The sequence below is a fragment of the Azospirillum sp. UFLA03-27 genome (assembly GCF_059803775.1).
On the sequence record NZ_JAUQTX010000082.1, the window covers coordinates 1 to 24,741 of the forward strand.

General features: G+C 68.3%; 20 protein-coding genes. 5 read left to right on the forward strand and 15 right to left on the reverse strand.

The genetic code is table 11. From position 1 onward, the window contains the following. Window positions 1–107: 107 nt before the first annotated feature. Window positions 108–1,784, reverse strand: coding sequence for an energy-dependent translational throttle protein EttA (gene ettA / locus Q4I23_RS14360; RefSeq protein ID WP_014240614.1), 1,677 nt, complete (start codon window positions 1,782–1,784; stop codon window positions 108–110). A 123-nt stretch (window positions 1,785–1,907) separates the two neighbouring features. Between ettA and Q4I23_RS14365 the strand changes: the two genes are divergently transcribed. Further along, complete coding sequence (locus tag Q4I23_RS14365; RefSeq protein ID WP_454018557.1) at window positions 1,908–2,375, forward strand: YaiI/YqxD family protein; 468 nt, start codon at window positions 1,908–1,910, stop codon at window positions 2,373–2,375. 49 nt (window positions 2,376–2,424) lie between these two features. Here the strand turns inward: Q4I23_RS14365 and Q4I23_RS14370 are convergent, their stop codons facing one another. Next, entirely contained in the window at window positions 2,425–3,738 is a 1,314-nt protein-coding gene (locus Q4I23_RS14370; RefSeq protein WP_498526652.1) for a 3'-5' exonuclease, read from the reverse strand. A 98-nt stretch (window positions 3,739–3,836) separates the two neighbouring features. Beyond that, the gene (locus Q4I23_RS14375; protein ID WP_454018559.1) at window positions 3,837–4,520 is read right to left on the reverse strand and encodes a hypothetical protein; all 684 of its coding nucleotides are present in this window, start codon (window positions 4,518–4,520) and stop codon (window positions 3,837–3,839) included. Window positions 4,521–4,923: 403 nt separating this feature from the next. On the opposite strand from Q4I23_RS14375, the gene Q4I23_RS14380 reads away from it, so the two are divergent. After that, on the forward strand, window positions 4,924–5,364 hold the full coding sequence (locus Q4I23_RS14380) for a hypothetical protein (protein WP_237903388.1): 441 nt from the start codon (window positions 4,924–4,926) through the stop codon (window positions 5,362–5,364). Window positions 5,365–5,559: 195 nt separating this feature from the next. Next, window positions 5,560–5,970: a hypothetical protein gene (locus Q4I23_RS14385; protein ID WP_498526653.1), complete on the forward strand. Its 411-nt coding sequence runs from the start codon at window positions 5,560–5,562 to the stop codon at window positions 5,968–5,970. A 37-nt stretch (window positions 5,971–6,007) separates the two neighbouring features. On the opposite strand, the gene bfr is transcribed toward Q4I23_RS14385, so the two are convergent. The 8 genes from bfr to Q4I23_RS14425 all read right to left on the reverse strand — a co-directional run bounded on the left by bfr (window position 6,008) and on the right by Q4I23_RS14425 (window position 19,445). Next, window positions 6,008–6,493 carry a bacterioferritin gene (gene bfr, locus Q4I23_RS14390; protein ID WP_014240606.1) on the reverse strand — a complete coding sequence of 162 codons (486 nt, stop codon included), beginning with the start codon at window positions 6,491–6,493 and terminating at the stop codon, window positions 6,008–6,010. 123 nt (window positions 6,494–6,616) lie between these two features. Then, window positions 6,617–8,806: a 4-alpha-glucanotransferase gene (gene malQ, locus Q4I23_RS14395; protein WP_498526654.1), complete on the reverse strand. Its 2,190-nt coding sequence runs from the start codon at window positions 8,804–8,806 to the stop codon at window positions 6,617–6,619. A gap of 222 nt (window positions 8,807–9,028) precedes the next feature. Beyond that, window positions 9,029–10,066, reverse strand: coding sequence for a response regulator (locus Q4I23_RS14400; RefSeq protein ID WP_498526655.1), 1,038 nt, complete (start codon window positions 10,064–10,066; stop codon window positions 9,029–9,031). A gap of 87 nt (window positions 10,067–10,153) precedes the next feature. After that, entirely contained in the window at window positions 10,154–12,304 is a 2,151-nt protein-coding gene (gene glgX / locus Q4I23_RS14405) for a glycogen debranching protein GlgX (protein ID WP_498526656.1), read from the reverse strand. Window positions 12,305–12,495: 191 nt separating this feature from the next. After that, window positions 12,496–14,760: a 1,4-alpha-glucan branching protein GlgB gene (glgB, locus tag Q4I23_RS14410; protein WP_498526657.1), complete on the reverse strand. Its 2,265-nt coding sequence runs from the start codon at window positions 14,758–14,760 to the stop codon at window positions 12,496–12,498. Window positions 14,761–14,867: 107 nt separating this feature from the next. Next, window positions 14,868–18,191: a maltose alpha-D-glucosyltransferase gene (gene treS, locus Q4I23_RS14415; protein WP_498526658.1), complete on the reverse strand. Its 3,324-nt coding sequence runs from the start codon at window positions 18,189–18,191 to the stop codon at window positions 14,868–14,870. 179 nt (window positions 18,192–18,370) lie between these two features. Next, on the reverse strand, window positions 18,371–18,805 hold the full coding sequence (locus Q4I23_RS14420) for a bacteriohemerythrin (RefSeq protein ID WP_454018566.1): 435 nt from the start codon (window positions 18,803–18,805) through the stop codon (window positions 18,371–18,373). A 157-nt stretch (window positions 18,806–18,962) separates the two neighbouring features. Continuing rightward, window positions 18,963–19,445 carry a GNAT family N-acetyltransferase gene (locus Q4I23_RS14425; protein ID WP_498526659.1) on the reverse strand — a complete coding sequence of 161 codons (483 nt, stop codon included), beginning with the start codon at window positions 19,443–19,445 and terminating at the stop codon, window positions 18,963–18,965. A 120-nt stretch (window positions 19,446–19,565) separates the two neighbouring features. On the opposite strand from Q4I23_RS14425, the gene cysQ reads away from it, so the two are divergent. Together cysQ and Q4I23_RS14435 are read left to right on the forward strand one after the other, a co-directional pair. Beyond that, window positions 19,566–20,339, forward strand: a complete 774-nt coding sequence (gene cysQ / locus Q4I23_RS14430) for a 3'(2'),5'-bisphosphate nucleotidase CysQ (RefSeq protein ID WP_498526660.1) — start codon at window positions 19,566–19,568, stop codon at window positions 20,337–20,339. Beyond that, complete coding sequence (locus Q4I23_RS14435; RefSeq protein WP_498526661.1) at window positions 20,333–21,130, forward strand: ferritin-like domain-containing protein; 798 nt, start codon at window positions 20,333–20,335, stop codon at window positions 21,128–21,130. Before cysQ ends, Q4I23_RS14435 begins: the two co-directional genes overlap by 7 nt. Window positions 21,131–21,180: 50 nt before the next feature. On the opposite strand, the gene Q4I23_RS14440 is transcribed toward Q4I23_RS14435, so the two are convergent. The 4 genes from Q4I23_RS14440 to Q4I23_RS14455 are packed head-to-tail and all read right to left on the reverse strand — an operon-like array spanning window position 21,181 to window position 24,667. After that, window positions 21,181–21,570: a DUF6285 domain-containing protein gene (locus Q4I23_RS14440; protein ID WP_498526662.1), complete on the reverse strand. Its 390-nt coding sequence runs from the start codon at window positions 21,568–21,570 to the stop codon at window positions 21,181–21,183. Continuing rightward, complete coding sequence (locus Q4I23_RS14445; RefSeq protein ID WP_454018571.1) at window positions 21,570–22,673, reverse strand: phosphotransferase family protein; 1,104 nt, start codon at window positions 22,671–22,673, stop codon at window positions 21,570–21,572. The genes Q4I23_RS14440 and Q4I23_RS14445 overlap by 1 nt, the downstream gene beginning before the upstream one ends. Window positions 22,674–22,677: 4 nt before the next feature. Continuing rightward, window positions 22,678–23,874 carry an acyl-CoA dehydrogenase family protein gene (locus Q4I23_RS14450; protein WP_498526663.1) on the reverse strand — a complete coding sequence of 399 codons (1,197 nt, stop codon included), beginning with the start codon at window positions 23,872–23,874 and terminating at the stop codon, window positions 22,678–22,680. A gap of 31 nt (window positions 23,875–23,905) precedes the next feature. Further along, window positions 23,906–24,667: an SDR family NAD(P)-dependent oxidoreductase gene (locus Q4I23_RS14455; RefSeq protein WP_498526664.1), complete on the reverse strand. Its 762-nt coding sequence runs from the start codon at window positions 24,665–24,667 to the stop codon at window positions 23,906–23,908. Between the last annotated feature and the right edge of the window lie 74 nt (window positions 24,668–24,741).

The following is a 24,741-nucleotide window of genomic DNA, read 5'->3' on the forward strand; positions in this document are numbered from 1 at the left end:
TCAAGCAGCTCTTGAAGACCGCCTTCCTGGAGCATCAGAAGCTGGAAGGGTAACGGAAGAAGGCTCCCCCTCCCGGGTGGGGAGAGGGAGCCAGCCGGAGCCGCCGCTCAGGAACGGACCAGCGGCTTGTACTTGATGCGGTGCGGGTTCACCGCATCCTCGCCCAGACGGCGTTTCTTGTCGGCTTCGTAGGCTTCGAAGTTGCCCTCGAACCACTCCACGTGGCTGTCGCCCTCGAAGGCCAGGATGTGGGTGGCGAGGCGGTCGAGGAACCAGCGATCGTGGCTGATGACCACGGCGCAGCCGGCGAAATTCTCCAACGCCTCTTCCAGGGCGCGCAGCGTGTCGACGTCCAGATCGTTGGTCGGTTCGTCAAGCAGCAGCACGTTGGCGCCGGACTTCAGCATCTTGGCGAGGTGGACGCGGTTGCGCTCACCGCCGGAGAGCTGGCCGACCTTCTTCTGCTGGTCCGGACCGCGGAAGTTGAAGGACGAGACGTAGGCGCGGCTGGGCATCGACTTCTTGCCGAGGTCGATGATGTCCAGCCCGTCGGAGATCTCCTCCCACACGGTCTTGTTCGGGTTCAGCGAATCGCGGCTCTGGTCGACATAGCCCAGCTTCACCGTCTCGCCGACGCGGAAGGTGCCGGCGTCCGGCCCGTCCTGCTCGGTGATCATGCGGAACAGGGTGGTTTTGCCGGCGCCGTTCGGGCCGATCACGCCGACGATGCCGCCCGGCGGCAGGCGGAAGGACAGGCCGTCGATCAGCAGGCGGTCGCCGAAGCCCTTGTTGATGCTCTCGGCCTCGATGACGACGTTGCCCAGGCGCGGCGGCGTCGGGATGACGATGCGGGCCTCGCCCGTCGCTTCCTTGCCGCTCTCGGCCAGCAAGGTCTCGTAGGCGGAGATGCGGGCCTTGCTCTTGGCCTGACGGGCGCGCGGGGACTGCCGGATCCATTCCAGCTCGGTGGCGAGCTGCTTCTGGCGAGCCTCCTCGGCGCGGCCTTCCTGCTCCAGGCGCTTCTGCTTCTGCTCCAGCCAGGAGGAGTAGTTGCCCTCCCACGGAATGCCCGACCCACGGTCGAGTTCGAGGATCCAGCCGGTCACGTTGTCGAGGAAGTAGCGGTCGTGGGTGACCAGGACGACGGTGCCCTTGTAGTCCTCCAGGTGCTTCTGCAGCCACGCCACGGACTCGGCGTCCAGATGGTTGGTCGGCTCGTCGAGCAGCAGCAGGTCGGGCTTCTCCAGGAGCAGCTTGCACAGCGCGACGCGGCGGCGCTCACCGCCGGACAGCTTGGTCACGTCGGAATCGCCCGGCGGGCAGCGCAGCGCGTCCATGGCGATCTCGACCGTGCGGTCGATGTCCCAGGCGTCGGCCGCGTCGATCTTCTCCTGAAGCTCGGCCTGCTCGGCCATCAGCGCGTCGAAGTCGGCGTCCGGGTCGCCCATCGCTTCCGACACGGCGTTGAAGCGGTCCAGCAGGCCCTTGGTCTCGGCCAGGGCCTCCAGGACGTTCTCCTGCACCGTCTTCGTCGGGTCGAGCTGCGGCTCCTGCGACAGGTAGCCGACCTTGGCGCCCTGCGCAGCCCAGGCCTCGCCCGAATAATCCTTGTCCAGGCCGGCCATGATCTTCATCAGGGTCGACTTACCGGCGCCGTTGACGCCGAGGACGCCGATCTTCACGCCGGGCAGGAAGGACAGCCAGATGTTGTCCAGAACCTTCTTGCCGCCGGGGTAGACCTTGGACAGGCCCTTCATCACATAGACATATTGATAGGACGCCATGCGCCGCTCCGACCCTTCTGCACAAAAAGGAAAAATCCAGGACGCCACCCGCGGCGCCACTTCGCTCGCTCAGGGTTTTAGCGCATAAGGACGCGGCATGAAACGGCGAAGGAGGGAAGCCGGGTGGTCGAGATTTATGTGGATGCCGATGCCTGCCCGGTAAAGTCGGAAATTTACCGGGTGGCCGGGCGCAACGGAATCAAGGTCTGGATCGTCAGCAATGGCCCGCTCCGCCTGCCCAACGAGTGCCTGTCGGAACTGGTCGTCGTCGGGGCGGAGTTCGACGCCGCCGACAACTGGATCGCCGAGCACGCGACCGAGGCCGATATCGTGGTCACCGCCGACATCCAGCTCGCCGACCGCTGCGTCAAGAAACGCGCCGTGGTGATCGGCCCGACCGGCCGCCCCTTCACCGACGACAGCATCGGCTCGGCCATTGCCACCCGCGCGCTGATGCAGGATCTGCGCGACATGGGCGTGGTCAGCGGCGGCAACAAGCCGATGAGCCAGCAGGACAAGTCGAAGTTCCTGCAGACGCTCGATCAGGCGGTGCAGGCGCTGAAGGCCGGGCGGCGGCCGAAATGGCGGTAAGGCGTCACTCGGGCAAAGTTCAATCGGCCAGGATTCACTCGTGCAGGATTCACTCGGGCAGCGCGCCGGCCTGACCGGCGGCGAAGGCGCGCGCCTGCCCGTGCGTGGCGATCCCCCGCTGGTCCAGCCGCGTCAGCAAACCCGCGGCCAGTTCCGCCTCGACCAGGGCGGGGGCGAAGGGACCCATGCGGCGGTCGGTGGCGATGCCGAAGGCGGCGGCCAGTTGCTCCAGCGAGGCCTCCTCCAGCGCCGGATCGAGCGCCGCGGCGAGCCGCGCGAGGTCGAGCGTCGGCGGCGCCTCCGGCTCCGGCAGGCCGGCGTCGCGGCAGGCGCGGGCCAGCGTGCCGAGCGCCGTGTCCACTCCCCAGCCGACCACCGCGCAGCCGCGCAGGGCGTCGGCGATCACTGGCCAAGCCGCGGCGAAGGGGCGCGCGCCTTCCACCATCGCCGCGGTCACGCCGTGGAGCGCGGTGCCCTCCGCCGGGATCGGCGCGCCGGGATCGATGAACAGCTCCAGCGACAGGCTGCGGAAGACGCGCGGCCCGACCATCCGCACCGTCCCAACCGCGACGATCAGCCCCTCCTCCGGGCGCCCGGTAGCAGTGGCGACCCACAGGCTGACCATGGGCAGGGCCAGCAGCGGATCCTCATCGCCGAGATGGGCGGGACGGGCGTTCGGACGCAGCAGCCGCCGCTCGCCGGACAACAGCGGCTGCGCCTCACCCGCCTTCGCCGGGAAGACCAGGGCGATGCCCGACTTGAGCCCGAGATCCTTGACGCGGACCGGCACCTCGCCGCCCTGGGCGCGGCGCAGCAGGGCGGAGACCATCTGGCCGTCCTCGCGCGCCCGCTCGATGGCACGGAACAGCTCGGGGCGCGACAGGTGGTCGTAGATGTCGGCCCCCGCCGCCAGCCCCAGATGAGCCGAGGCCGCGGGATTCAGCGTGTCGATCCGCCCGAAATCGTCGAGCACCACCACCGGCTCCTCCAGCGCGGCGATCACGCCGGCCAGCCGCTCGCCGGGGCGATGCTCGCCGTGACGGCCATGGCGCAGCGCCTCCGCCGCCGCGCGGGCGAGGTCGCCGGCCTCGTCCTCCTTCGCATCGGTGGCAAGGGAGGACGCGCTGCGCCCGCGCCATGTCGACAGGGTCTCGCGCAGCCGCCCCAGATCGCGGAAATGGCGGTTCAGCCGGGCAAAGGCCATCCACAGCGCCAGCACGCCGAGCCCGACCGCCCCCATGTCCAACAAGGAACGCTCAGGATCGGCGACGGCCAGCCGCCCGATCTCCACCCCCAGGAAGGCGAGCGCCATGCCCGCCACCGCAAAGCCCAGCACCGCCGAACGCCACGCCCCGCCCCGCATCGGGCCGCCTCCACACACCGTACGAATGGCGCGACTGTAACGCTCCCGGGTGCCGGCGGAAAGGGAGCGGGCGGGTCAGCCCTCCCACTCCCGCCCTGCTAATCCGCGGCGAAGCAGTAGAGCAGCCCCGCGCCGCCCGTGCTCTTCAAGGCATCCTGGCTGCAACCGCCCCGCGTCAGGTGGGAACTGTTCCAGGATTTGGCCGACGGATCGTCGCCGAGCCCGATACGGTCGTGATGGCCGACCATGGCGGCGCCCTCCATCCCGCTGCGGGTCCAGTTGCCGCAGGTCCGGTCCTCCGCACCGTCGAAGGCCCGACCGTCCGGCTGGCTACCGGTCAGAATATCGTGGGTGTTCGGGGTGTCGCCTCGGCCTTTGACTGTTTCGCCGGTTTCGGTCAACCCGGTCTGCTTGGTCAGGCCGTTGGTGGCGTGCAGATCCTCCACATTGCGGGCGATCACCTGCCCCTTGGCGTTCTGCCAGGGGCCGGCTCCGATGCGGTCGCGGGCGTTCACCGCGGGCCGGCCGTCCGCCGCCTGGGTGGACAGATAGGCCTTCCAGTCGCGGCTCCCCGCCCCGACGGCCTGCGCCAACTGCCGGCAATGGCGGTCCGCGCCCTCCAGCCCACCGAAGTCGGCGCCCTTTCCCGATCCGACGCTGGTGACGAAAAAGCTCATGCCCGTGGAGCCCCCGGATGTCTGCGCCGGCGCCGGTGCCGCCGTCAGCAGAACCGCTGCCGAAATCGCAGCGCCGATACCAGCCCCAAAGATGGTGCGGACCATGGATGCCCTCCCCTGCCTTATTGTTCAGACGATGGTGGTTCGTGGACGCCGGGGCGAACGGCTTTATTCCCGCATCCTTTCGGCGCATCACCCAGCCGCATGGCCGATCCTTCTTTTTTCCCCTTCCGGTGCAGCACGAAATCCTTATCGTCCCTGGCGGCTCCCTCACGCTGGCGCAGTCACAAGATTTAATACGAATTTCGAACCATTTTATTCCCATAACATTAAAAAGGTTTGCGGAACTCATAATAATAATGAGAGAAAACGCGAACAAACACACGCCCTCGTTATCACGCTTTTAAACATTCAAAGACTTATTCGAACGCTGTTAATCGCTCATTAAGGCAAATCCGGCAGATTTGATCTTGCGTTCTCCTTCACATTTTTGGGTCCGGCGATGGTGATGGTCTACCACCCTTACGCGCTCCAGCATCGGCAGGAACGGCGCTCCGGGCGCAAGCTTGCTCTGGCCTTGATCGTCGCCCTCGGCCTCCCCCTGGCGGTGGGCGCCGGCTACACGCTGGAGACGGTGCGCGGCTACGCGGTGCAGGCCCGTCTGGCGCAGGCGGTGGACGCGGCGGCTCTGGCCGGCGGACGAGTGATGTTCGACGACCAGCGCGACGGCCACATTCGCACCTTCTTCGACAACGCCTTTTCCAAGAGCTTCCTGGGCGCCCACACCGCGGTGCTGAGGATCGAGGACGACACGAACAGCGGCGTGCTGACCGTGCGCGGTCGGGCAACCGTCAAAGCGCTGTTCACTCGCGTCCTGGGCGGCAGCGATCTGGTCGTGGAGGCGCAGTCGGTCGTCCGCCGAAACGTCCGTGGCCGCAAGGGGGCTTAAACCCCTCGAAGGGAGCGCCTCGGCGCCGTCGGATGGACAGCCACCACGGCGCCGCGCGCCCGCCCGAAATTTTTAAGGCATCGGGAAGCTTTGCGCTGATACGATGCGGGATCAGGCTCACCGACAACCCGCCGCGCTCCCGTGTCCAGCATCCTGTCCCTATCATCGCCGTCGAACGCGCAGTCCCCGTCCGGGATGGGTCGGCTTCGTCAGATGCTGGCCAGCGAGGCCATTGCGGTGCAGCCGATCCGGCGCGTGCCGGGGGAGCCGGAACGCCGAAGATCCGACGATGTTTCGGCCACCGACGATGCGCTGAAAAGCGGAAACCGGACGGAATTGGGCGGAGCGGAAGGCAACCGCGCCCGCCGCTCCGGTTCCCCATCCCGATTTGCTCTGGACGACGCGGAGGGTGGCGACCGACCGGTCACCGGCGCGTCGCCGCGCCTGAGCGCGACGCCGAACGCCGGATTCATCGCGCAGAGCATCCATCAGGACGCCATGGGCAGCGGCCTGCACATCGAACCCTGGTCCGCCGCCATCACCGCCTACCGCAAGGCCGACGCCGCGGCCTATGCGGCCGGGACGTCGGCGGGAATGTCCGTCTAGACGGCGGACCGTTCCCCATCGCTTAGGACCCCATCGCTTACGATGAAGAATCCTCGCCGTAGATCTGCTCCTGCTGGTAGGCGGTCAGGCCCACGCGCTGGATCAGGTCGAGCTGGGTTTCCAGCCAGTCGATGTGCTCTTCGGTGTCCTCCAGAATCTCCCGGAATATCTCGCGGCTCTGATAGTCGCGCACCGCGTCGCAGTCGGCGATGGCCTCCAGCAGATTGCCCCGGTTGTGGCTCTCGATGCCCAGGTCGGCGGTGAACATCTCCGGCAGGTCCTCGCCGATCTTCAGCTTGTGCAGGTCCTGAAGGTTGGGAAGCCCTTCCAAGAACAGGATGCGCTCGATCAGCTTGTCGGCGTGCTTCATCTCGCCGATGGATTCCTCGTAGACCTTGCCCGCCAGCCGGTGCAGGCCCCAGTTCTTCAACATGCGGGCGTGCAGGAAATACTGGTTGATGGCGGTCAGCTCGTTCGTCAGAATCGTGTTGAGGTGCCGGATAACCTTCGGATCACCTTTCATCTACCCCTCCGTCTTGATTGGCCACGCGGGATCGCGCGCGGCGCGCTGTTCTTTTGCCCGACGACTGCCGCCAAGTGTAAGCCAATAGCGCAGGATCGCAATCGGCTTCCGGTTCGGCTGGCTTCAGGACCGCTCGCCGCGGACCGCCTCGGCCAGCCGGCGCAATCCCTCGTTCTCGGCCATCGCCTCGACCGGCACGCCCAGGCGGCGGCGCCAGTTGGGGTGCTGGTCCACGGTGCCTGGCAGGTTCGGCTGCTCCACCTCGCCCAGCGCGTCCTCGATCTGCACCATGGCGATGCGGCCCGGCGAGCGGGCGAGGTAGCGGTGAACCGCTTCCATCAGCTCGCGCGAGAAGGGTTGCGAACCCTCATTGTTCGGGTAGCGGACCGGGCGCAACCCTTCCCGCTCCAGCGCCTGAAGCATCCACCAGCGGTCCACGCCGCGGTCCCAGACGTCCTTGTTCCGTGCCGCCTCGTCGGGATAGAGGTCCAGTTTGGCGCGCCAGTCGAGATCGCGGTTGGTCCAGAAGCCCTTGAAGGTGGCGAGGTCGTGGGTGGTCACCGTGACCATGGCTCCCGCGGGATACTCCTGCGGCGCCTTGAACCCGCCGTCGGCGCTGCGCTCGAAATACAGCACGCGGTAGCTGAGGATGCCGGCCCGCTCCAGCGCCGGGCGGAAGCCCTCCGGCACGGTGCCGAGATCCTCGCCGATGACGATGCAGCCATTGCGGCGGCTTTCCAGAGCGATGATCCGCAGCAGGTCCTCGAACGGGTATTCGACATAGGCGCCGTCGCTGCCGTCCGCCGGAATCCAGAACAGGTGCTGCAGGGCCATCACATGGTCGATGCGCAGCGCCCCGGCGTGGCGCATGTTGGCGCGCAGCATGGCGATGAAGCTGCCATAGGCTGATTCGCGCAAGCCCACCGGCGACAGCGGGGCGAGGCCCCAGTTCTGCCCCTTCATGTTGAACTGGTCCGGCGGCGCGCCGACGTTGGCCCCCTGCACCAGGATGTCTGAATCCCCCCAGGCCGCCGCCCCGCCGGGATGCGCCGCCACGGCGAGGTCGCGGTAGAAGCCGATGGGCAGCCCGGCCCGCCGCCCGCGCTCCGCCGCCGTGCCCAGCTGGCGGTCGGCCTCCCATTGCAGGTACTCGAAGAAACCCACCCGCTCGGCCTGCTCGGCGGCAAAGGCCTGGACCTCCGGGCTGTCCGGGTGATGGAAGGCCGGCGGCCAACTCCGCCACATCCACTGTGACGGGTCGCGGCGGTAGAAATGCTCGTGCAGCGCCTCGAACACGGCGTGGCGGCGCAGCGGCTCGCCCATCTCGCGCCGGAACGTCTCGAACGCCTCGCGCCGCGCGTCGCTCTCGCCGAGCGCGCGGAAGGTGGCGTGCAACGCCTCCAGAACCGGCATTTTCAGGGCGGAGACGGCGGGATAGTCCACCAGCTCCGTCGCCCGCGCGGCGGCCAGCCGCTGCCGGAACTCCTCCGACGCGACGAGGGCCTGCGCCTGCGGCGTGGCCGCCAGCTCGGGCACCCGCTCCACGTCGATGTAGAGGCTGTTGAGGAAGGTCCGGCTGCTTGGCGAATAGGGGCCGATGTGGTTGGGGTCGGCCGGGAACAGCGCGTGCAGCGGATTGAGCCCGACCAGCCCGGCGCCGAGCCCCGCCGCCGTCTCGGCGAAGCGCCCCAGATCGTCGAAGTCGCCGATGCCCCAGTCGTCGCCGCTCTTCAGCGAGTAGAGCTGCAGCCCGATCCCCCAGGTCCGCCCGCCGGGGACCACATCCTCCACCGTCAGGCAGCGCTGCGGGGCGACGATCAGCACCGTGCCGCCCTCCAAAGTCCCGCCCATGCCCTGGGGCCGGATCACCACCGACAGCCGGTGATAGCCGAGCGGCAGGGTCGGTGGCAGGCGTGTCGAGACCGTTCGCCGCTCGTAGGCCACGCCGTCGAGCACGCGCTGTTCGGCCAGCGGCAGGTTGCCGACGCGCAGCGACGCGCGGTGGGCGAGTCCGCCCTCCTCGGTCAACGTCCAGGTCAGCAGCGCGTCCTCCAGCCCGGCCGGAACGGCCAGCGCGAGGCTGAGCGGCGCGCCCTCGTCGATCACCAGGACGGGGGGCAGCATCCGCCGCCACGACCGGTCCTCCACCGCATGCAGGCTCGCCGTCAGTTCCTCGCCGGTGCCGGCGGGGTAGCCCATGGCGGCGGACAAGGCCCGCTTCGTCGCGTCGGAGGTCTCGCGCCGGTTGCCCCAGATGTCATGGTAGAAGGGCTCGATGCCAAGCCGTTCGGCAAGCCGGTCGAGATCGCTCATTCAGGGGTCCCCGCGTTTGTCGGTCGTGGCGTCTTGGTGGCGTCATTCTGGCCGCAACGGCCTGCGCGCGAGCATTGCGCGTCGGGCCAATTCCGTCCAGCCCCGAACATTCGAATTTTCACATTGACCGCAACGCTTTCGCGCACGGCGACGGGGCAAGGGTGACAACGCGCCGCAACCCTGGATGATCCGGCCTTCTTCAGCGGCTCACCGTTTGCGGGATCACGAGCCGACCGCCTCTTTCGCGGCATCGCCATTCGCCGCGGGCACGATTGTGGCGGCCCGCGCGGCCTCCGCCTTGGCCTGCGCCATCTGCTCCAGGCGGGAGCGGTAGCCGGCCACGGCGACCGACACCTCCGCCATCATCGCATCGAGCGGACGGGCCGCATCCACCGCCTGCATCAGGTCGCGGGCGAGCGCGCGGACGCGCTCCAACTCTTCCGCCGCGACAGCACCCGATTCGGTCTGAAGGCGCAAGCGTTCCGCCATCATCTTCAGGGACTTGGCCAGAGACTCCGCCGCCCCCGGCTCACTCAGATCGTCGAGGCGGCGCAGCAGGTCGTCGAGGAAAGCCGGGACGCGGGCCAGATGCTCCACCGCCATACGCTCCGGCGGGCGGCCAGCCAGGCCGGTGGCGGCGAACTCGATCAGGAAGGCGACCTGGACGCTGATGCGCAGCAGCTTCTGCTCGTTGACGAAGTGGTTGGCCTCGGCCATGAGCTGCCGGGCGTTGATGTGCGCCCAGCGGTTGATCGCCTTCAGCCGCAGCGTGTTCGGCGCGTCGAGCAGCGGCACCTGGGCGCCCTCGCGCGGCGACTTGCGCCGGTCGGGGCCGGTGTAGTCGGCGGTCACCACGAACTTCTTGCGCGATTCGATCAGGGCGGCCAGCCGCTCCTGCACCTGCTTGGGGGAAACCGGTTTCACCAGCAGATCGTCGGCTCCGCTGTTGGTGACGCGCATGACCAGAAGCGGCGTCGGCTGCCACGTCGTGGCGACAATGCAGGCGTAGGGATTGCGGGTGTCCGGCTCGTTGCGCAGGCGGCGGATGAGGCGCAGCGCCTCCGCCTCCTCCCCGTCGATGTCCAGCAGGATCAGGTCGGGGGTGGCCGCCGCCGCCATGTCCGCCGCGTCCCGGACCGAGCCGTAGGTCTCCGCCCGCTTCATCCCCAGCCGCGCCAGAACCTCGCGCAGGACGCGCTGGGTGTTGGACTGCGTGTCGATGATGGCGGCATCAACCAGGGAATAGTCGTAATCGGGCATGCGTCGATTCCGCGGAAACCGGAGGTGGAAGGGCCACCTCAGGGCAGGACGTTAGCACAGGCGGAAAAGACCGCCTATTGACCCGCATCAACGAGCGGGTGAATCAACCTGCACGAACACCAGCGCGGCCCGCCCATCCACCGGCATCGTCCGCCCGGCGAGTTGCATCCGCCCGTCGCCGGCCCCGTCCACCACGCGGGTGTCGAGCACGCAGCGCCAGCCGCGCGCGTTGGGGACCTCCGGCAGGGTGACGTTGACCGTGTCGGTGTGGGCGTTCAGCACGATCAGCAGCACCCCGTCGTCCTGCGGCGCACCGTCCACCCCGGTGTAGGTTCCGGCATGGCCGTTCAGCAGCAGCATGATGCAGCGCGCGTGGCCGTTGCGCCAATCCTCCGCCGACTTCTCGACCCCCTGCGGCGTGTACCAGACGATGTCCTTCAAGCCGTCCGCGGAGGTGCGGCGGCCGTGCAGGAACACCGGACGGCGCAGCACCGGATGGGCCTTGCGCAGCGCGATCAGCCGCTTGACGAAGGCCAGCATCGGCCCGCCCTCGCCCTTCAGCCGCGCCCAGTCGAGCCAGGAGGTCTCGTTGTCCTGGCAATAGGCGTTGTTGTTGCCCTTCTGGCTGTGGCCGATCTCGTCGCCGGCCAGCATCATCGGCGTGCCCTGCGACAGGAACAGGGTGGCCAGCAGGTTGCGCTTCTGCTTGGCACGGGCCTCGCGGATCGCCGGGTCATCGGTCTCGCCCTCCACCCCGTGGTTCCAGGAATGGTTGGCGGAATGGCCGTCGCGGTTGTCCTCGCCGTTGGCCCAATTGTGCTTGTCGTTGTAGGAGACGAGGTCGTGCAGGGTGAAGCCGTCGTGCGCCGTGACGAAGTTCACCGACGACCAGGGCCGCCGCCCGCGCTTCTCGAACAGGTCCGATGAGCCGGCGATGCGCCCCGCCAGTTCCGGCAGCATGCCGTCGTCGCCGCGCCAGTAACGACGCACGGTGTCGCGGTAGCGGTCGTTCCACTCGGCCCAGCCCGGCGGGAAGTTGCCGACCTGATAGCCGCCGGGACCGACGTCCCACGGCTCGGCGATCAGCTTCACGTCGGCCAGCGCCGGGTCCTGCCGCACCGCGTCGAGGAAGCCCGAACCGGGGTCGAACCCATAGGGCTCCCGCGCCAGCACGGTGGCGAGGTCGAAGCGGAAGCCGTCGACATGCATCTCCGTCACCCAATAGCGCAAGCTGTCCATGACCAGCTGGAGCACGCGCGGGTGGCTGAGATTCAGGGTGTTCCCGGTGCCGGTATCGTTGATGTAGAAGCGCGGGTTGTCGGGGAGCAGCCGGTAGTAGCTGAGATTGTCGATGCCCTTGAAGGACAGGGTGGGGCCGAGATGGTTGCCCTCGCCCGTGTGGTTGTAGACCACGTCGAGGATGACCTCGATCCCCGCCTCGTGCAGGCGGGCGACCATGGTCTTGAACTCCGACAGCACGCCGGTGGTCATGTAGCGCGGCTCGGGCGCGAAGAAGCCGACGCTGTTGTAGCCCCAGTAGTTGCGCAGGCCCTGCCCGACCAGATGCCGGTCGTCGGCGAAGGACTGCACCGGCAGGAACTCCACCGAGGTGATGCCCAGCGCCTTGAGATAGTCGATCACCGCGTGGGTGGACATGCCGGCGAAGGTGCCGCGCAGCGGGGCCGGCACCTCCGGATGGCGCATGGTGAAGCCGCCGACATGAGTCTCGTAAATCACCGTGTCCGACCAGGGCACCGCCGGGTGGCGGTCGTGCCCCCAGGTGAAGGCGCGGTCGACCACCCGGCATTTCGGCATGCCGCGGGCGTTGTCGCGCCGGTCGAAGGACAGATCCTCGCGCGTTGAGCCGACGCGGTAGCCGTAATGGGCGTCCGACCAGCGGAACGGCCCGAACAGCGCCTTGGCGTAGGGGTCGAGCAGGAGCTTGTTCGGGTTGAAGCGGTGCCCCATCAACGGCTCGTAGGGGCCGTGGACGCGGTAGCCGTAGAGCAGGCCGGGCCGGGCCTCCGGCAGATAGCCGTGCCAGACCTCGTCGGTGTGCTCCGGCAGGACGACCCGCTCGACCTCGCGCTGGCCGGTCTGGTCGAACAGACACAGCTCGACCTTCTCGGCGTGCGCGGAGAACAGGGCGAAGTTGACCCCGAACCCGTCCCAATTCGCTCCGAGGGGATAGGGCTTGCCGGGCCAGACGGCGGTGCGCGTGGCGGTGGAGATGGACATTGGGGCAGACTCTCCACGGACACGAAGGTCGGGCGGAACCGCAAGCGGCTTGCGCCGGGCGCAGCAGGTGACTTGGCCGAAGCGGATAGCCACCTGCTGCAATAAAGGAGCGGCGCACCGGTCGCGTCAAGTGCGGAACGCCGCCGTCCTCTTGTCCCTACGGGGGAAAGCCCTTCGGTGGAAGCCCGCCCCTACCCCGCCTTGCGTTCCAGCACCAGCGTGCCCAGCGGCGGCAGGGTCAGGGTGATGGAATGCGGACGGCCATGCCACGCGGTTTCCTCGCTCTCCACGCCGCCAGCGTTGCCGACGCCGCTGCCGCCATACTCCGGCGCGTCGGTGTTCAGCACCTCCTCGTACCGGCCCGGCAAGGTGACGCCGACGCGGTAGCCGTCGCGCGGCATCGGGGTGAAGTTGCAGACCACGACCACATGGTGCTCCGGGTCCTCCCCGCTCTTGCGCAGGAAGGCGAGGACGGAGTTGTCGCTGTCGTTGGCCTCGATCCATTCGAAGCCCGCCGGGTCGCAATCGGTCTGGTGCAGCGGCTTCAGCCCGCGGTACATGCCGTTCAGGTCGCGCACCAGCGCGTGCAGCCCATGGTGCAGCGGCTCCTCCAGCAGATGCCAGTCCAGGCTGCGCGCCTCGCTCCACTCGCGCCACTGGCCGAATTCACCGCCCATGAACAGCAGCTTCTTGCCGGGATGGGCGAACATGAAGCCGTAATAGGCGCGCAGGTTGGCGAATTTCTGCCAGTCGTCGCCCGGCATCTTGTTGATCAGCGAGCCCTTGCCGTGCACCACCTCGTCGTGGCTGAGCGGCAGGACGAAGTTTTCCGAGAACTGGTAGATCAGGCCGAAGGTGAGCTGGTGGTGGTGGTAACGGCGGTGGATGGGGTCCTTCGCCATGTACTCCAGCGTGTCGTGCATCCAGCCCATGTTCCACTTGTAGCCGAAGCCCAGCCCGCCGAGATAGACGGGCCGCGACACCGCCGGCCAGGCCGTGGATTCCTCGGCCACCGTCATGATCCCCTGATGGTGGCCGTAGGTCAGCTCGTTCATCCGCTTCAGGAAGGCGATGGATTCCAGGTTCTCGCGCCCGCCGAAGCGGTTGGGAACCCACTCGCCGGCCTTGCGGCTGTAGTCGAGGTAGAGCATGGAGGCCACGGCATCGACCCGCAGCCCGTCCAGCCGGTAATGCTCCAGCCAGAACAGCGCGTTGCCCAGAAGGAAGTTCTGCACCTCCGTCCGGCCGAAATTGTAGATCAGCGTGTTCCAGTCCTGATGATAGCCCTGGCGCGGGTCGGCGTGCTCGTAGAGGTGCGTGCCGTCGAACCAGCCCAGCCCGTGCGGGTCGGTCGGGAAATGGCCGGGCACCCAGTCGAGCAGCAGCCCGATCCCCGCCGCGTGGCAGGCGTCCACGAAATACTTGAAGTCCTCCGGCGTGCCGTGACGGCTGGTCGGCGCGTACATGCCGATCGGCTGGTAGCCCCAGGAGCCGTCGAAGGGATGCTCGGTGATCGGCAGCAGCTCGATGTGGGTGAAGCCGAGATCCTTGACGTAGGGCACCAGCCGCTCGGCCAGTTCGCGGTAGGTGAGGAAGCGGTCGCCCTCTTCCGGAACCCGCGCCCAGGACCCGAGATGGACTTCGTAGATGGAGATCGGCGCGGTCAGGTCGGCGCTGGCGGAGCGGGTCCGCTGCCAATCGGCGTCCTGCCAGTCGTAGGACGGCAGGCCGTGCACGACGGAGGCGGTCTGGGGGCGGAACTCGGCCTGGAAGGCGTAGGGATCGGATTTCAGCGGCAGCAGATCGCCGCCCGCCCCCTTGATCTCGAACTTGTAGCGCTGGCCGACGGTGGCGTGGGGAACGAAGATCTCCCACACGCCGGCTTCCGTCCGCTTGCGCATCGGCAGGCGCCGGCCGTCCCAGTCGCAGAAGTCGCCGACGACGCTGACCCGCCGTGCGTTGGGCGCCCAGACGGCGAAGGCCACGCCGGCCACCCCGTCGATCTCCCGCGGGTGGGCGCCCAGCCGCTCGAAGCTCTTGAGGTGCGTGCCCTCGGCCAGCAGATGGATGTCCAACTCGCCCAGGACGGACCAGAAGCGGTAGGCGTCCTCGAACTCCACCGTCGCCAGCGGGAATTGGACGCGCAGGCGGTAGCGGAAGCGCTCCTTGCGGTCGGGCAGAACGGCGACGAAGAAGCCCTCGTCATGGACCTTGTCGGCCTCGCCCGCCGGGTCGCCCGACGCGCTGTCGACCACCCAGAGCTTTTCCGCGCCGGGGATGAAGGCGCGGACCTCGACGGGCTGATCCTTGCCGGTCTGGTGCATGCCCAGGATCGCGAAGGGATCGCCGTGGTCGGCGCGGACGATGGCCTCGATGCCGCTGCTCAACGGCGACACGGCCTTCGGCGACGCTTCCTGCGCCTTGGCACGGTTTCCCGTTCGGATGTCGTTCGGCATCGGCTGACTTTCCCCTTACCCTTGCTCGTTCCTGGGGTGTGAACATAGCGCCGGGGCGTTTGTCACACCACGCCCGCGGCGTCCTATGTCCCGTTTCGGGTTTCGGCTCAGGACTCGCCGTCCAGAAGCCCCAGCACGCCCTTCACCGGAATGCCGATCCAGTTGGGCCGGTTGGCGGCCTCGTAGGCGATCTCGTACAGCGCCTTCTCCATCAGAAACAGCGCCAGCAGGCGGCGGTCGCCGGCGGTTCCGTCCGGCACGTCCGGGCAGGCCCCCATGGCGGCGCGGTAGGCCTCCAGGAAGCTCTGCATGCTGCGCCGCTCCCAATCGAGCGCCGCCTCCATCACGGCACCGGCCTCCTCCAGCGCGCCCGTCTCGTCGATCCGGAACAGCGCCGCCCAGGTGGCGTAGTTGAAGGAGCGCAGCATCCCCGCCACGTCGCGCAGCGGGCTGTGCTTGGCCCGGCGCTCCTCCAGCGACTTCGCCGGCTCGCCCTCGAAATCGATGATGTACCAGTCGTTCTGGGCGCGCAGCACCTGCCCCAGATGGTAGTCGCCGTGGATGCGCGTCTTGTCGCCCTGCGGCGGGGTGTCGGCCAGTTCGGCCAGCCGGTTCATCACGTCGGCGCGGCGGCCCAACAGGGATTCCGCCTGCTCGCGCACGGCGGGGGCCAGCCGGTCCAGCGCGCCGGGCAGCGCGGCGAAGGCGGCCTCGGCCTGACGGCGGGCGGCCTCGCCCCAGCCCTTCAGGTCGTCGGCGGTGACCGGTTCCGGATCGAAGGCCGGATCGCCGGTCCGCTTCGCCAGCGCGCAGTGAAGCTCCGCCGTGCGCTGGCCAAGCGTCGCCATCATGGCGGCGTGCATGCCGAAAGGTTCGCCCTCGGTCGGTTCCTCCGGATCGTGGGCGAGGCCGAGACGGATGTCGTCCAGCTCGCGCACCAGCGAATCGACGGTGCTGCTCCAGCCGTCGCCCTGATTGCGGACATAGCCCTGGAGAACGAACAGCGCGGTCGGCGTGCCGTCCTCCGCCACATGCTCGACGGAGCCGAGCAGAGGCGGCGTGTTCTGGAAGCCCGCGACCTCGGTCAGGAAGCGTCCGACCTCCAGCTCAGGATGGGCGCCGGGGGTCAGCCGGCGGAACGCCTTCAGCACGGCCTGGCTGCCGACCAGGATGGAGCTGTTGCTCTGCTCCACGCCGAGGCGGCGGATCTCCGTGTCGTCGTCCACCACGAGGTCGGCCATGCAGGCCGTGGGCGAGAAGCGCAGGTGCCCGTGCGACGCCGGGATCTCCCGTCCCTCGCGCAGGGCGGTCAGCAGGCTGCGGGTAAAGGCGTCGGCCTGCATGGCATCGTAGATGGCGCCGGTGCGCGGGCCGCGCCGGGCCTTGGCCAGCGTGAAGGGCAGCAGCGGCCAGCCGGTGTTGCCAGCGTTCTCCTCCCAGCTCATGGCGAGCGGCAGGAAGTAGGATTGCGTGCCGCCACCGGAAAGCTCGACCTCGGTGTGGAGCAGCATGAAGCCGTCGCCCGGCCCGTTCAGCCGCGCGGACACCGGAACATGCGCGCGCTCGATCCGGCGGTCCTTGGCGGCGAACCAGCGCTGCTGCGGCAAATAGGCCTGCAGAATGTCGCGCGCCAGCTCGGCCTCCGCACGCCCGCTGATCAGGCTCTTCCAGCCGTCGCGCACCACAATGGTCAGCAGGTCGGGCACCGGCTCCGGCATCGTCTCGTGCCAGGACGGCAGCGCCGCCTCGGCGGCCAGGGCGAACCAGTAGAAGCCGTAGGCGGGGATGGTCAGCAGGTAGGGCAGATCGCCGACCGGCGGGAAGACCGTGCGGCCCAGCATCTCCACCGGCACGCGGCCGCGGAACTGTTTCAGATCCAGTTCCACCGCCTGGGCGGAACGGGACAGGTTGGCCACGCAGAGGATGACCTCGTCGCCCTCTTCCGTCGAATGGCAGCGCAGATAGGCCAGAACCTTGCGGTTGCCCGGATAGAGGAGCTGGAAGCTGCCGCGCCCGAACGCCTTGTGCTGCTGGCGGACGGCGATCAGCCGCTTCATCCAGTTCAGCAGAGACGACGGGCTGCGCTGCTGCGCCTCGACATTGATGGCCTGGAAGCCGTAGATCGGGTCCTGGATCGCCGGCAGATACAGCCGCGCCGGGTCGGCGCGGGAGAAGCCGCCGTTGCGGTCGGGAGACCATTGCATCGGCGTGCGCACGCCGTCGCGGTCGCCGAGATAGATGTTGTCGCCCATGCCGATCTCGTCGCCGTAATAGAGCACCGGCGTGCCCGGCATGGACAACAACAGGCTCTTCAGCAGCTCGATCTTGCGGCGGTCGTTCTGGAGCAGCGGGGCGAGGCGCCGCCGGATGCCCAGGTTGATCCGCATGCGCCGGTCGGCGGCATAGAAGTCCCAGAGATAGTCCCGCTCCCGGTCGGTCACCATCTCCAGCGTCAGCTCGTCATGGTTGCGCAGGAAGATGGCCCACTGGCACTCGTCCGGGATGTCCGGCGTCTGGCGCATGATGTCGGCGATGGGGTGCCGGTCCTCCATGGCGACGGCCATGTAGATTCGCGGCATCAGCGGGAAGTGGAAGGCCATGTGGCATTCGTCGCCGCCCTTCTCCAGGTCGCCGAAGTAGGGCAGCACGTCCTCCGGCCACTGGTTCGCCTCGGCCAGAAGCATGCGGTCGCCATAGCCCTTGTCGATCTCCGTCCGGATGGCCTTCAGGACGTCGTGGGTTTCCGGCAGGTTCTCGTTGTTGGTGCCCTCGCGCTCCTTCAGGTAGGGCACGGCGTCGAGCCGCAGCCCGTCCACCCCCATGTCCAGCCAGAAGCGCATAACGTTCAGCACCTCCTGAAGGACCTTCGGGTTGTCGAAGTTCAGGTCGGGCTGGTGCGAATAGAAGCGGTGCCAGAAATAGGCCTGCGCCTCGGAATCCCAGGTCCAGTTGGACTTTTCCGTGTCGCAGAAGATGATGCGGGTGCCCTGGTACTTCTGGTCGGTGTCGGACCAGACGTAGAAATTGCGGTGGTTCGATCCCGGCTTGGCCTGACGGGCGCGCTGGAACCACGGGTGTTGGTCTGAGGTGTGGTTGATGACCAGTTCCGTGATGACGCGCAGGCCGCGGTCGTGGCATTCGCGCAGAAAGCGCTTGAAGTCCTGGAGATTGCCGTAGGACGGATTGACCGCCTTGTAGTCGGCGATGTCGTAGCCGTCGTCGCGCAGCGGCGAGGGGTAGAAGGGCAACAGCCACAGCGTGGTGACGCCAAGCTCCTGGATGTAGTCGAGCTTCTGCGTCAGGCCGGCGATGTCGCCGATGCCGTCGTTGTCGGCGTCGTAGAACGCCTTGACGTGAAGCTGATAGATGACCGCGTCCTTGTACCAGAGCGTGTCGTTCCGATCGATCCGGCCATTGTCCGAGTTCTTCATACCGCCCCGTCGCTCCGCTGGTCTGGTGGAGCGGGGCCACCGCACGGGCGGGGAATCCCGCGCCCATCCGGCAGCCGCGCCACATCATAAACCAGTTAGAGTTGGGTCCGTTCCACGGCAAAGGCAACGTTGGACGCGAAACCTGCGATGGCGGACCACCATCGGAGGCGGTGCCGGACTCAGGCGGAGACCCACCTTCGCTTGGTGCCCGGGGTCAGGCTGCGGTAGACGCCTTGGTCCTCTTCGATGAAGTGCGCGATCAGGCGGTGTTCGACCCAGTTGGTCAGTTCGTTGGGCGTGCAGAAGACGACGCCGTACGGCCCCTCGAACCGCAGGGCCAGCAGTTCTTCGGTGATCTGCCGGTGCAGGCGCTTGTGCTTCTCGACGGCGGCGCTCTTGGCGTCGATCCAGAACTGTTCCTCGTCGGAGAAATGCTCCTCCGTGTACTTCACCAGGGCGGCGAAGGCGTTCTGGATGATCTTGTAACCCTGCCCCGCTGCGACCGCCATGTGCAACAGCCCGGCCAGTTCCAGAAGGGTCCGGTGCTGTTCGTCGATGGACTCGTTTCCGACCGTGTATTCGGACTTCCACGGGAAGCGGGCGGATGGCTGCATGGGGGGGCCTGCCGACGAACGGCTGTGCTGAAGGTGCGGGGAACGCCGCAAGATAGCATCCCAAACCGCCCGCCGGGGTCGGACAACTTGCCGCAAATCGAATCCCCGCCCAACGCGATAAATACAATTTTCGGCAAATTACTACAAAAGCGCCGGATCAGCCTTTTACCGGCTTCGTCATGTAAGTCATGCCGCCACCGTAGGAGGCCAGCTTGGCCGCCAGCCCGGCCCCACCGTCATGAGGAAAAAATCCTTGCGCGTCCCAGAAGGCCCGCGCGCCGGGGGTGGAGGTCAGGGCCAGCCAGGGAAACCCCTGCCGCGCCGCCAGCGCGTTCATGCGCTCCAGGGCGGCGACTCCCAACCCCAGCCCCCGTGCCGCGGGCAGCAGAGCGACGTCGTGCAGATAGAGGCAGTCCGGCACCGCCGGCAGCGCGCCGAGCGACGAATCGAGCGGCGGCGGAACGCCCAGCCGCCCCGGATGCATGACGATATAGCCGATGCCGAGTCCATCCGCCTCCGCTATGGCGCAGCCCTCCGGGTAGAGGGCCAGACGCTCGGCGAAGACAGCGCGGTCTTCCGGGTAATCGGGGTGCACGATCTCGGCGATGGCCATCATACGGTCCAAGTCCGTCGCTTCCATGGCGCGCCATCCCGCGTTCATCCGCATTCTCCCATCCTTCCCGCCCTTTCAAGCCTTCCAGCCCAGCATCCGGGCGCGCTATGGTGACCGTTCGCACACCAGCCGACCGGAGGACCACCCATGACCGACACCGCCGCGGCGAGCCTGCTGCCCAAGGTGCGGACCATCGCCCACGAAGCGGGTCAGGTGATCCTGCGCTTCTACAACGACGGCATCGACGCCGCCACAAAGGTCGACGGCAGTCCGGTCACCCAGGCCGATCTGGCCGCCGAGCATGTCATCACCCCGGCCCTGCACCACATCGCCCCCGGCATCCCGGTGGTGGCGGAGGAGGCCGTGGCCGCCGGGCACCGGCCGGACATTTCCGGCGGACGCTTCTGGCTGGTCGATCCGCTGGACGGCACCAAGGAATTCATCAGCCGCAACGGCGAGTTCACCGTCAACATCGCCCTGATTGAGGGCGGGCATCCGGTTCTGGGCGTCGTCTACGCGCCGGCCACGGGCGATCTTTACGCCGCCTGCGGAGCGGGCACCGCCGTCCATTGGGTGGAAGGCCGCCATGACTATCCGATCCAGGTCCGCAAGCCGCCCCCCGACGGCCTGACCGTGGTCGCCAGCCGCTCCCACGGCAGCGGCAGCGAACTGGAGAGCTTTCTGGCCGGCTATACGGTGAAAAACCGGGTGACCTGCGGCAGTTCCTTGAAGTTCTGCACGGTGGCGTCGGGCAAGGCCGACCTCTACCCCCGCTTCGGCCCGACCAGCGAATGGGACACCGCCGCCGGCCACGCCATCCTCGCCGCCGCCGGCGGGCGGGTGGAGCAGCCCGACGGCTCGCCCTTTCTCTACGGCAAGGCCGACATCCTGAACCCCCATTTCGTTGCGTATGGATGGTGACGACTCTGTGTGAGGCGGCTGTCGCGGTTCTGACCACCGCGGCGCCGCTGGAGAAGGTGCGCCTGACGCGGGATTACGCCGCGGCGTGGCGCGACGGACGCATCACCGGGTTCGGCGCGCTGGTCCCGCCGGAGCGCCCCGCCCGTCCGGAGCGCCCCCCGCTGATGCTGCCCCGCGACATGCCCAAGCGCGGGCGCGGCGGTAGTGCGCAGAACCGCGTCGCCCTGCTGCACGCGCTGGCCCACATCGAGCTGAACGCCATCGACCTCGCCTGGGACATCGTGTGCCGCTTCGTCGGCGAGGGGATGCCCAAGGGATTCACCGACGACTGGGTGCAGGTCGCCGACGACGAGGCCCGGCATTTCCAGATGCTGGAGGAGCGGCTGAACCAGCTCGGTTCCGGCTATGGCGAGTTGCCGGCCCATGACGGGCTGTGGCAGGCCGCCACCACCACCGCGCACGACCTCGCCGCCCGGTTGGCCGTGGTGCCGATGGTGCTGGAGGCGCGCGGGCTCGACGTGACCCCTGAAACCGTCCGCCGCCTGGGCGAATTCGGCGACGCGGAGAGCGCCGCCCTGCTCCAGATCATCCACGACGAGGAGATCACCCACGTCGCCGCCGGACGCCGCTGGTTCGGCCATCTCTGCGCCAAGCGCGGCGTGGACCCGGTGGAGACGTGGCAGGATCTGGTGAAGCGGTATTTCCGCGGCGGCCTGAAGAAGCCCTTCAACGTGACCAGCCGCCAAGCCGCCGACTTCGGCCCGGAATTCTACGAGCCGATCGCGGAGTGACGCCCGTATCGTTCGCGCCCCTCTCCCGTGTCTGGAGAGGGGCGGCTGATTCACCCCCGCAGCAGCTTCGGATTGGCGATGCTCAGCCGGGCCTGGACGATCTCCTCCAGGCATTCCATCAGCACGTCCTGGCCGTCGTGATCGAAGTCGCCCGCGGCGATCTCGATGCACAGCCGGTGCTGAAGTGCCTCCACCCGCTGGCGTAGGTCGGCGCCGGACAGGCTGTCGTCGGCGTCCTCGCCGTAGAGCAGGGCCAGCGCCGCCAGCATGGCGTGGCCGGCCTCGTCCGCGCCGGCCAGTTCGCGCTGCACGATGCCGAGTGCGTTGGCGATCATCAGCGCCGTGTAGCGCTGGGCCGGTGGAATGTGGGGAAGCAGGTCGGTGCGGAAGGTCTCCGCGACGATGCTCAGCAACTCCTGGGCGTCGGGGCTGGTGCGCATCAGGCGACCCTTTCTTCGCCGGCATCGCCGGACGGTTCGGCACCGACCGCCGCCGGGGCGGAGACCGTCAGCCCCAGCCCATGGATGTGGCGCAACAAGTCCAACTCGATCTCCGGCAGCATCCGCCCGGTCAAAGCCAGCTCCAGCGACGGCTCCTCGCCGGAGGTATGGCGGCGCTCCTGCAGGACCGCGATGGCCGCCCAGCGCATGTAGGCGGCGGTTTCCCAATAGGCGACCGCCTGCGGGTCCACCCGGCGGCCCGACGTCTCCTCATAGCCGGCGTAGAAATCCTCCCGCCCGGCCAGCCCGCCCGCCTCGCGGTCGTGGCGCCCGAACCGCCAGGAGCGGGCGCAGAACCAGCCCAGATCCTCCATGGGATCGCTGAATCCCGCAAACTCCCAATCCAGGATGGCGGTCAGCCCGCCGTCCTTCACCAGATAGTTCCCGGTGCGGTAGTCGCGGTGGCACAGCACCAGATCGCCCGGCGGCGGCGCGTGAATCTCCAGCCAGCGCAGGCCCCAGGCCAGAACGGCGTCGCGCAGCGCCAGATCGCCCAGCCAGTCGCGGTAGGCGTGGACGCAGTCGAGCGCCGGCGATGCGGCCGGCACCGGCAGGTCCTCCAGCCCCGGCGTGTCCGGCCCGGCCTTGTGCAGGCGGCCCAACTGCCGGCCAAGCTCGCGGGCGAGGCCGCGCTGCGGTTGGTCGGCCTTCACCACCTTGTGCCCGGCCCCGATGCCCTCGGCGCGGCGCATGATGTAGAAGTCGGCGCCGAGAACCGCCGGGTCGCCGCAGGCGGCGATGGGTTCCGGCGCCGCCACCCCGGCGCCGAAGGCGGCGCGCAGCACGGCGAACTCCTGCGCCTTGGAAATGCTGGCCTTCATGCCGGACGCCGTTGCACCGCCGCCGGGCTGGGCACGCAACACGCAGGCGTGCCGACCGGCCTGCGGCCCGCCGTCGATGTCCAGAGTCACCGCAAGGTTGAGCGAGATGGCTCCCCCGCCGAGCGTGCCTTCGTCGGCCACCGACACGCGCGTCGCGCCGGTCGCCCCGGCCAGCCACGATTCCAGCCGCGGCCGGCTTTCCCCGTCGATCAGTGCGCCCATCCCATCACCCCCAGGCCCAGAAGCCGTCGCCCTCGTCCATGTAGAATCGCGCCAGGACCATCTTGTGGACCTCCGACGCCCCGTCCACCAGCCGGGCCTGCCGGGCGTAGCGGTACATCCACTCCAGCGCCGTGTCCTTCGAATAGCCCCTGGCCCCGCAGAGCTGGATGGCCGTGTCCACCGCCTTGTGCAGCGTGTCGGCGACATGGACCTTGGCCATCGACACCTCCTTGCGGGCGAAGTCGCCGCGGTCGAGCTGCCACGCCGCCTTCATGATCAGCAGCCGCCCGATCTCGATCTGCATGGCGACGTCGCCCATCATCCACTGCACGCCCTCGTGCCCGGCGAGCGTGGTGCCGAAGCTCTCGCGCTCGCGCACATAGGCGGCGGCGATTTCCATGGCCCGCTTCGACAGGCCGGTCCAGCGCATGCAATGGGTCAGCCGCGCCGGGCCGAGGCGGATCTGCGTCGCCTTCAACCCGTCGCCGATGTTCATCAGGACGTTCTCGTCAGAAACCTCCAGCCCGTCGAAGCGCAGTTCGCAATGACCGCCATGCTCCTCCGGCCCCATGATCGGGATGCGGCGGACGATCTCCCAGCCGGGCTGGTCCTTGTCGAACAGGAAGGCGGTCAGCCCCTTGCGCTTGTCGTCGGAGGTGCGGGCGATCAGGATGAAGTGCTGCGCCTCGCCCGCCCCGGTGATGAACCATTTGTGGCCGGAAATCACCCAGCGGTCGCCCTTCCGCTCCGCCCGCGTCTTCATCATCGAGGGGTCGGAGCCGCCGCCGGGATGCGGCTCGGTCATCACGAAGGCGGAGCGGACCGTGCCGTCGATGATGGGCTGGAGCCAGCGCTCCTTCTGCGCCTCGGTCGCGACCTTGTTGAGAAGCTGCATGTTGCCGTCGTCGGGGGCGGCGCAGTTGAAACAGACCGGCCCGAAGATGGAACGGTTCATCTCCTCGTAGGCGGCGGCCATGCCAACGATGCCCAGCCCTTGTCCGCCACGCTCCTTCGGCATTTGCGGCGCCCACAGCCCGGCGGCCTTCACCTCCCCGCGCAGGCGCTCCAGCAGGGCGGGCGCGATGTTCTCATGCGCGTCGTAGGAGGCCGGGTCCGCTTCCAGCGGCAGGATGCGCTCCTCCACGAAGGCGCGCACGCGGCGGCGGAACTCCTCGATCGGCGGGGGCAGGCTGAAATCCATCGGTTCGGGTCCTCTCCGTCGTTTTTCTTGATTACAAGGTGCTGACCAGATGCCCGCCGTCCACCGGCACCACCGCCCCGGTCATGTAGGCCGAGGCGTCGGAGCAGAGCAGCAGCAGCGGTCCGTCGAGGTCCGAGAGCCGCCCCAGCCGCCGCTGCGGCACCCGCCGGATCAGCGCCTGCCCGGCGTCGGTCGCCAGGAAATCGCGGTTCAGGTCGGTTTCCATGTAGCCGGGGGCCAGCGCGTTGACGCGGATGCCGTAACGCGCCCATTCCAGGGCCAGCGCCTGGGTCATCTGCACCAGCCCGGCCTTCGACGCGGTGTAGGCCACGACATGGCCGGCCACCCGCAGCCCGAGGATGGAGGCGATGTTGACGATCGACCCGCCCCGCCCCTGCTCCCTCATCACGCGCGCCGTCTCCTGCGCGGTGAGGAAGGCGCCTTTCAGGTTGGTGTCGATGACGCGGTCCCACTCCTCCTCCGCGTAATCCAGCGCGGGCTTGGCGACGGTGGCGCCGGCGTTGTTGATGAGGATATCCAGCCCGCCGAGCGCGCCCGCCGCCTCGCGGACGCCGGTGCGGACGGAGGCGGCGTCGGTGACGTCCAGCGGCACGGCGATGGCCTGCCCGCCGGCCGCTTCGATTTCGGCGACGGCGGCGTCCAGGCTCTCGCGCCGCCGCGCGGCCAGAGCGACGCGGGCGCCCGCCGCGGCCAGCACACCGGCGAAGTGGCGGCCCAGGCCGGCGGAGGCCCCGGTGACCAGGGCGGTGCGGTTGGTGAGGGAGAGGGTCATAGGGGTCCTGGGTTTATGAAGGTGGGGTTCATGCTGTCTCTTATACACATCTGACGCTGCCGACGATTATACGC

Bases quoted from the DNA above. Each gene is read 5' to 3' on its own strand.
- ettA (WP_014240614.1), bottom strand. From the start codon at position 1,784: ATGGCGTCCTATCAATATGTCTATGTGATGAAGGGCCTGTCCAAGGTC.
- Q4I23_RS14370 (WP_498526652.1), bottom strand. From the start codon at position 3,738: ATGCGGGGCGGGGCGTGGCGTTCGGCGGTGCTGGGCTTTGCGGTGGCG.
- Q4I23_RS14375 (WP_454018559.1), bottom strand. From the start codon at position 4,520: ATGGTCCGCACCATCTTTGGGGCTGGTATCGGCGCTGCGATTTCGGCA.
- Q4I23_RS14380 (WP_237903388.1), top strand. From the start codon at position 4,924: ATGGTCTACCACCCTTACGCGCTCCAGCATCGGCAGGAACGGCGCTCC.
- Q4I23_RS14385 (WP_498526653.1), top strand. From the start codon at position 5,560: ATGGGTCGGCTTCGTCAGATGCTGGCCAGCGAGGCCATTGCGGTGCAG.
- bfr (WP_014240606.1), bottom strand. From the start codon at position 6,493: ATGAAAGGTGATCCGAAGGTTATCCGGCACCTCAACACGATTCTGACG.
- malQ (WP_498526654.1), bottom strand. From the start codon at position 8,806: ATGAGCGATCTCGACCGGCTTGCCGAACGGCTTGGCATCGAGCCCTTC.
- Q4I23_RS14400 (WP_498526655.1), bottom strand. From the start codon at position 10,066: ATGCCCGATTACGACTATTCCCTGGTTGATGCCGCCATCATCGACACG.
- glgX (WP_498526656.1), bottom strand. From the start codon at position 12,304: ATGTCCATCTCCACCGCCACGCGCACCGCCGTCTGGCCCGGCAAGCCC.
- glgB (WP_498526657.1), bottom strand. From the start codon at position 14,760: ATGCCGAACGACATCCGAACGGGAAACCGTGCCAAGGCGCAGGAAGCG.
- treS (WP_498526658.1), bottom strand. From the start codon at position 18,191: ATGAAGAACTCGGACAATGGCCGGATCGATCGGAACGACACGCTCTGG.
- Q4I23_RS14420 (WP_454018566.1), bottom strand. From the start codon at position 18,805: ATGCAGCCATCCGCCCGCTTCCCGTGGAAGTCCGAATACACGGTCGGA.
- Q4I23_RS14425 (WP_498526659.1), bottom strand. From the start codon at position 19,445: ATGGAAGCGACGGACTTGGACCGTATGATGGCCATCGCCGAGATCGTG.
- cysQ (WP_498526660.1), top strand. From the start codon at position 19,566: ATGACCGACACCGCCGCGGCGAGCCTGCTGCCCAAGGTGCGGACCATC.
- Q4I23_RS14435 (WP_498526661.1), top strand. From the start codon at position 20,333: ATGGTGACGACTCTGTGTGAGGCGGCTGTCGCGGTTCTGACCACCGCG.
- Q4I23_RS14440 (WP_498526662.1), bottom strand. From the start codon at position 21,570: ATGCGCACCAGCCCCGACGCCCAGGAGTTGCTGAGCATCGTCGCGGAG.
- Q4I23_RS14445 (WP_454018571.1), bottom strand. From the start codon at position 22,673: ATGGGCGCACTGATCGACGGGGAAAGCCGGCCGCGGCTGGAATCGTGG.
- Q4I23_RS14450 (WP_498526663.1), bottom strand. From the start codon at position 23,874: ATGGATTTCAGCCTGCCCCCGCCGATCGAGGAGTTCCGCCGCCGCGTG.
- Q4I23_RS14455 (WP_498526664.1), bottom strand. From the start codon at position 24,667: ATGACCCTCTCCCTCACCAACCGCACCGCCCTGGTCACCGGGGCCTCC.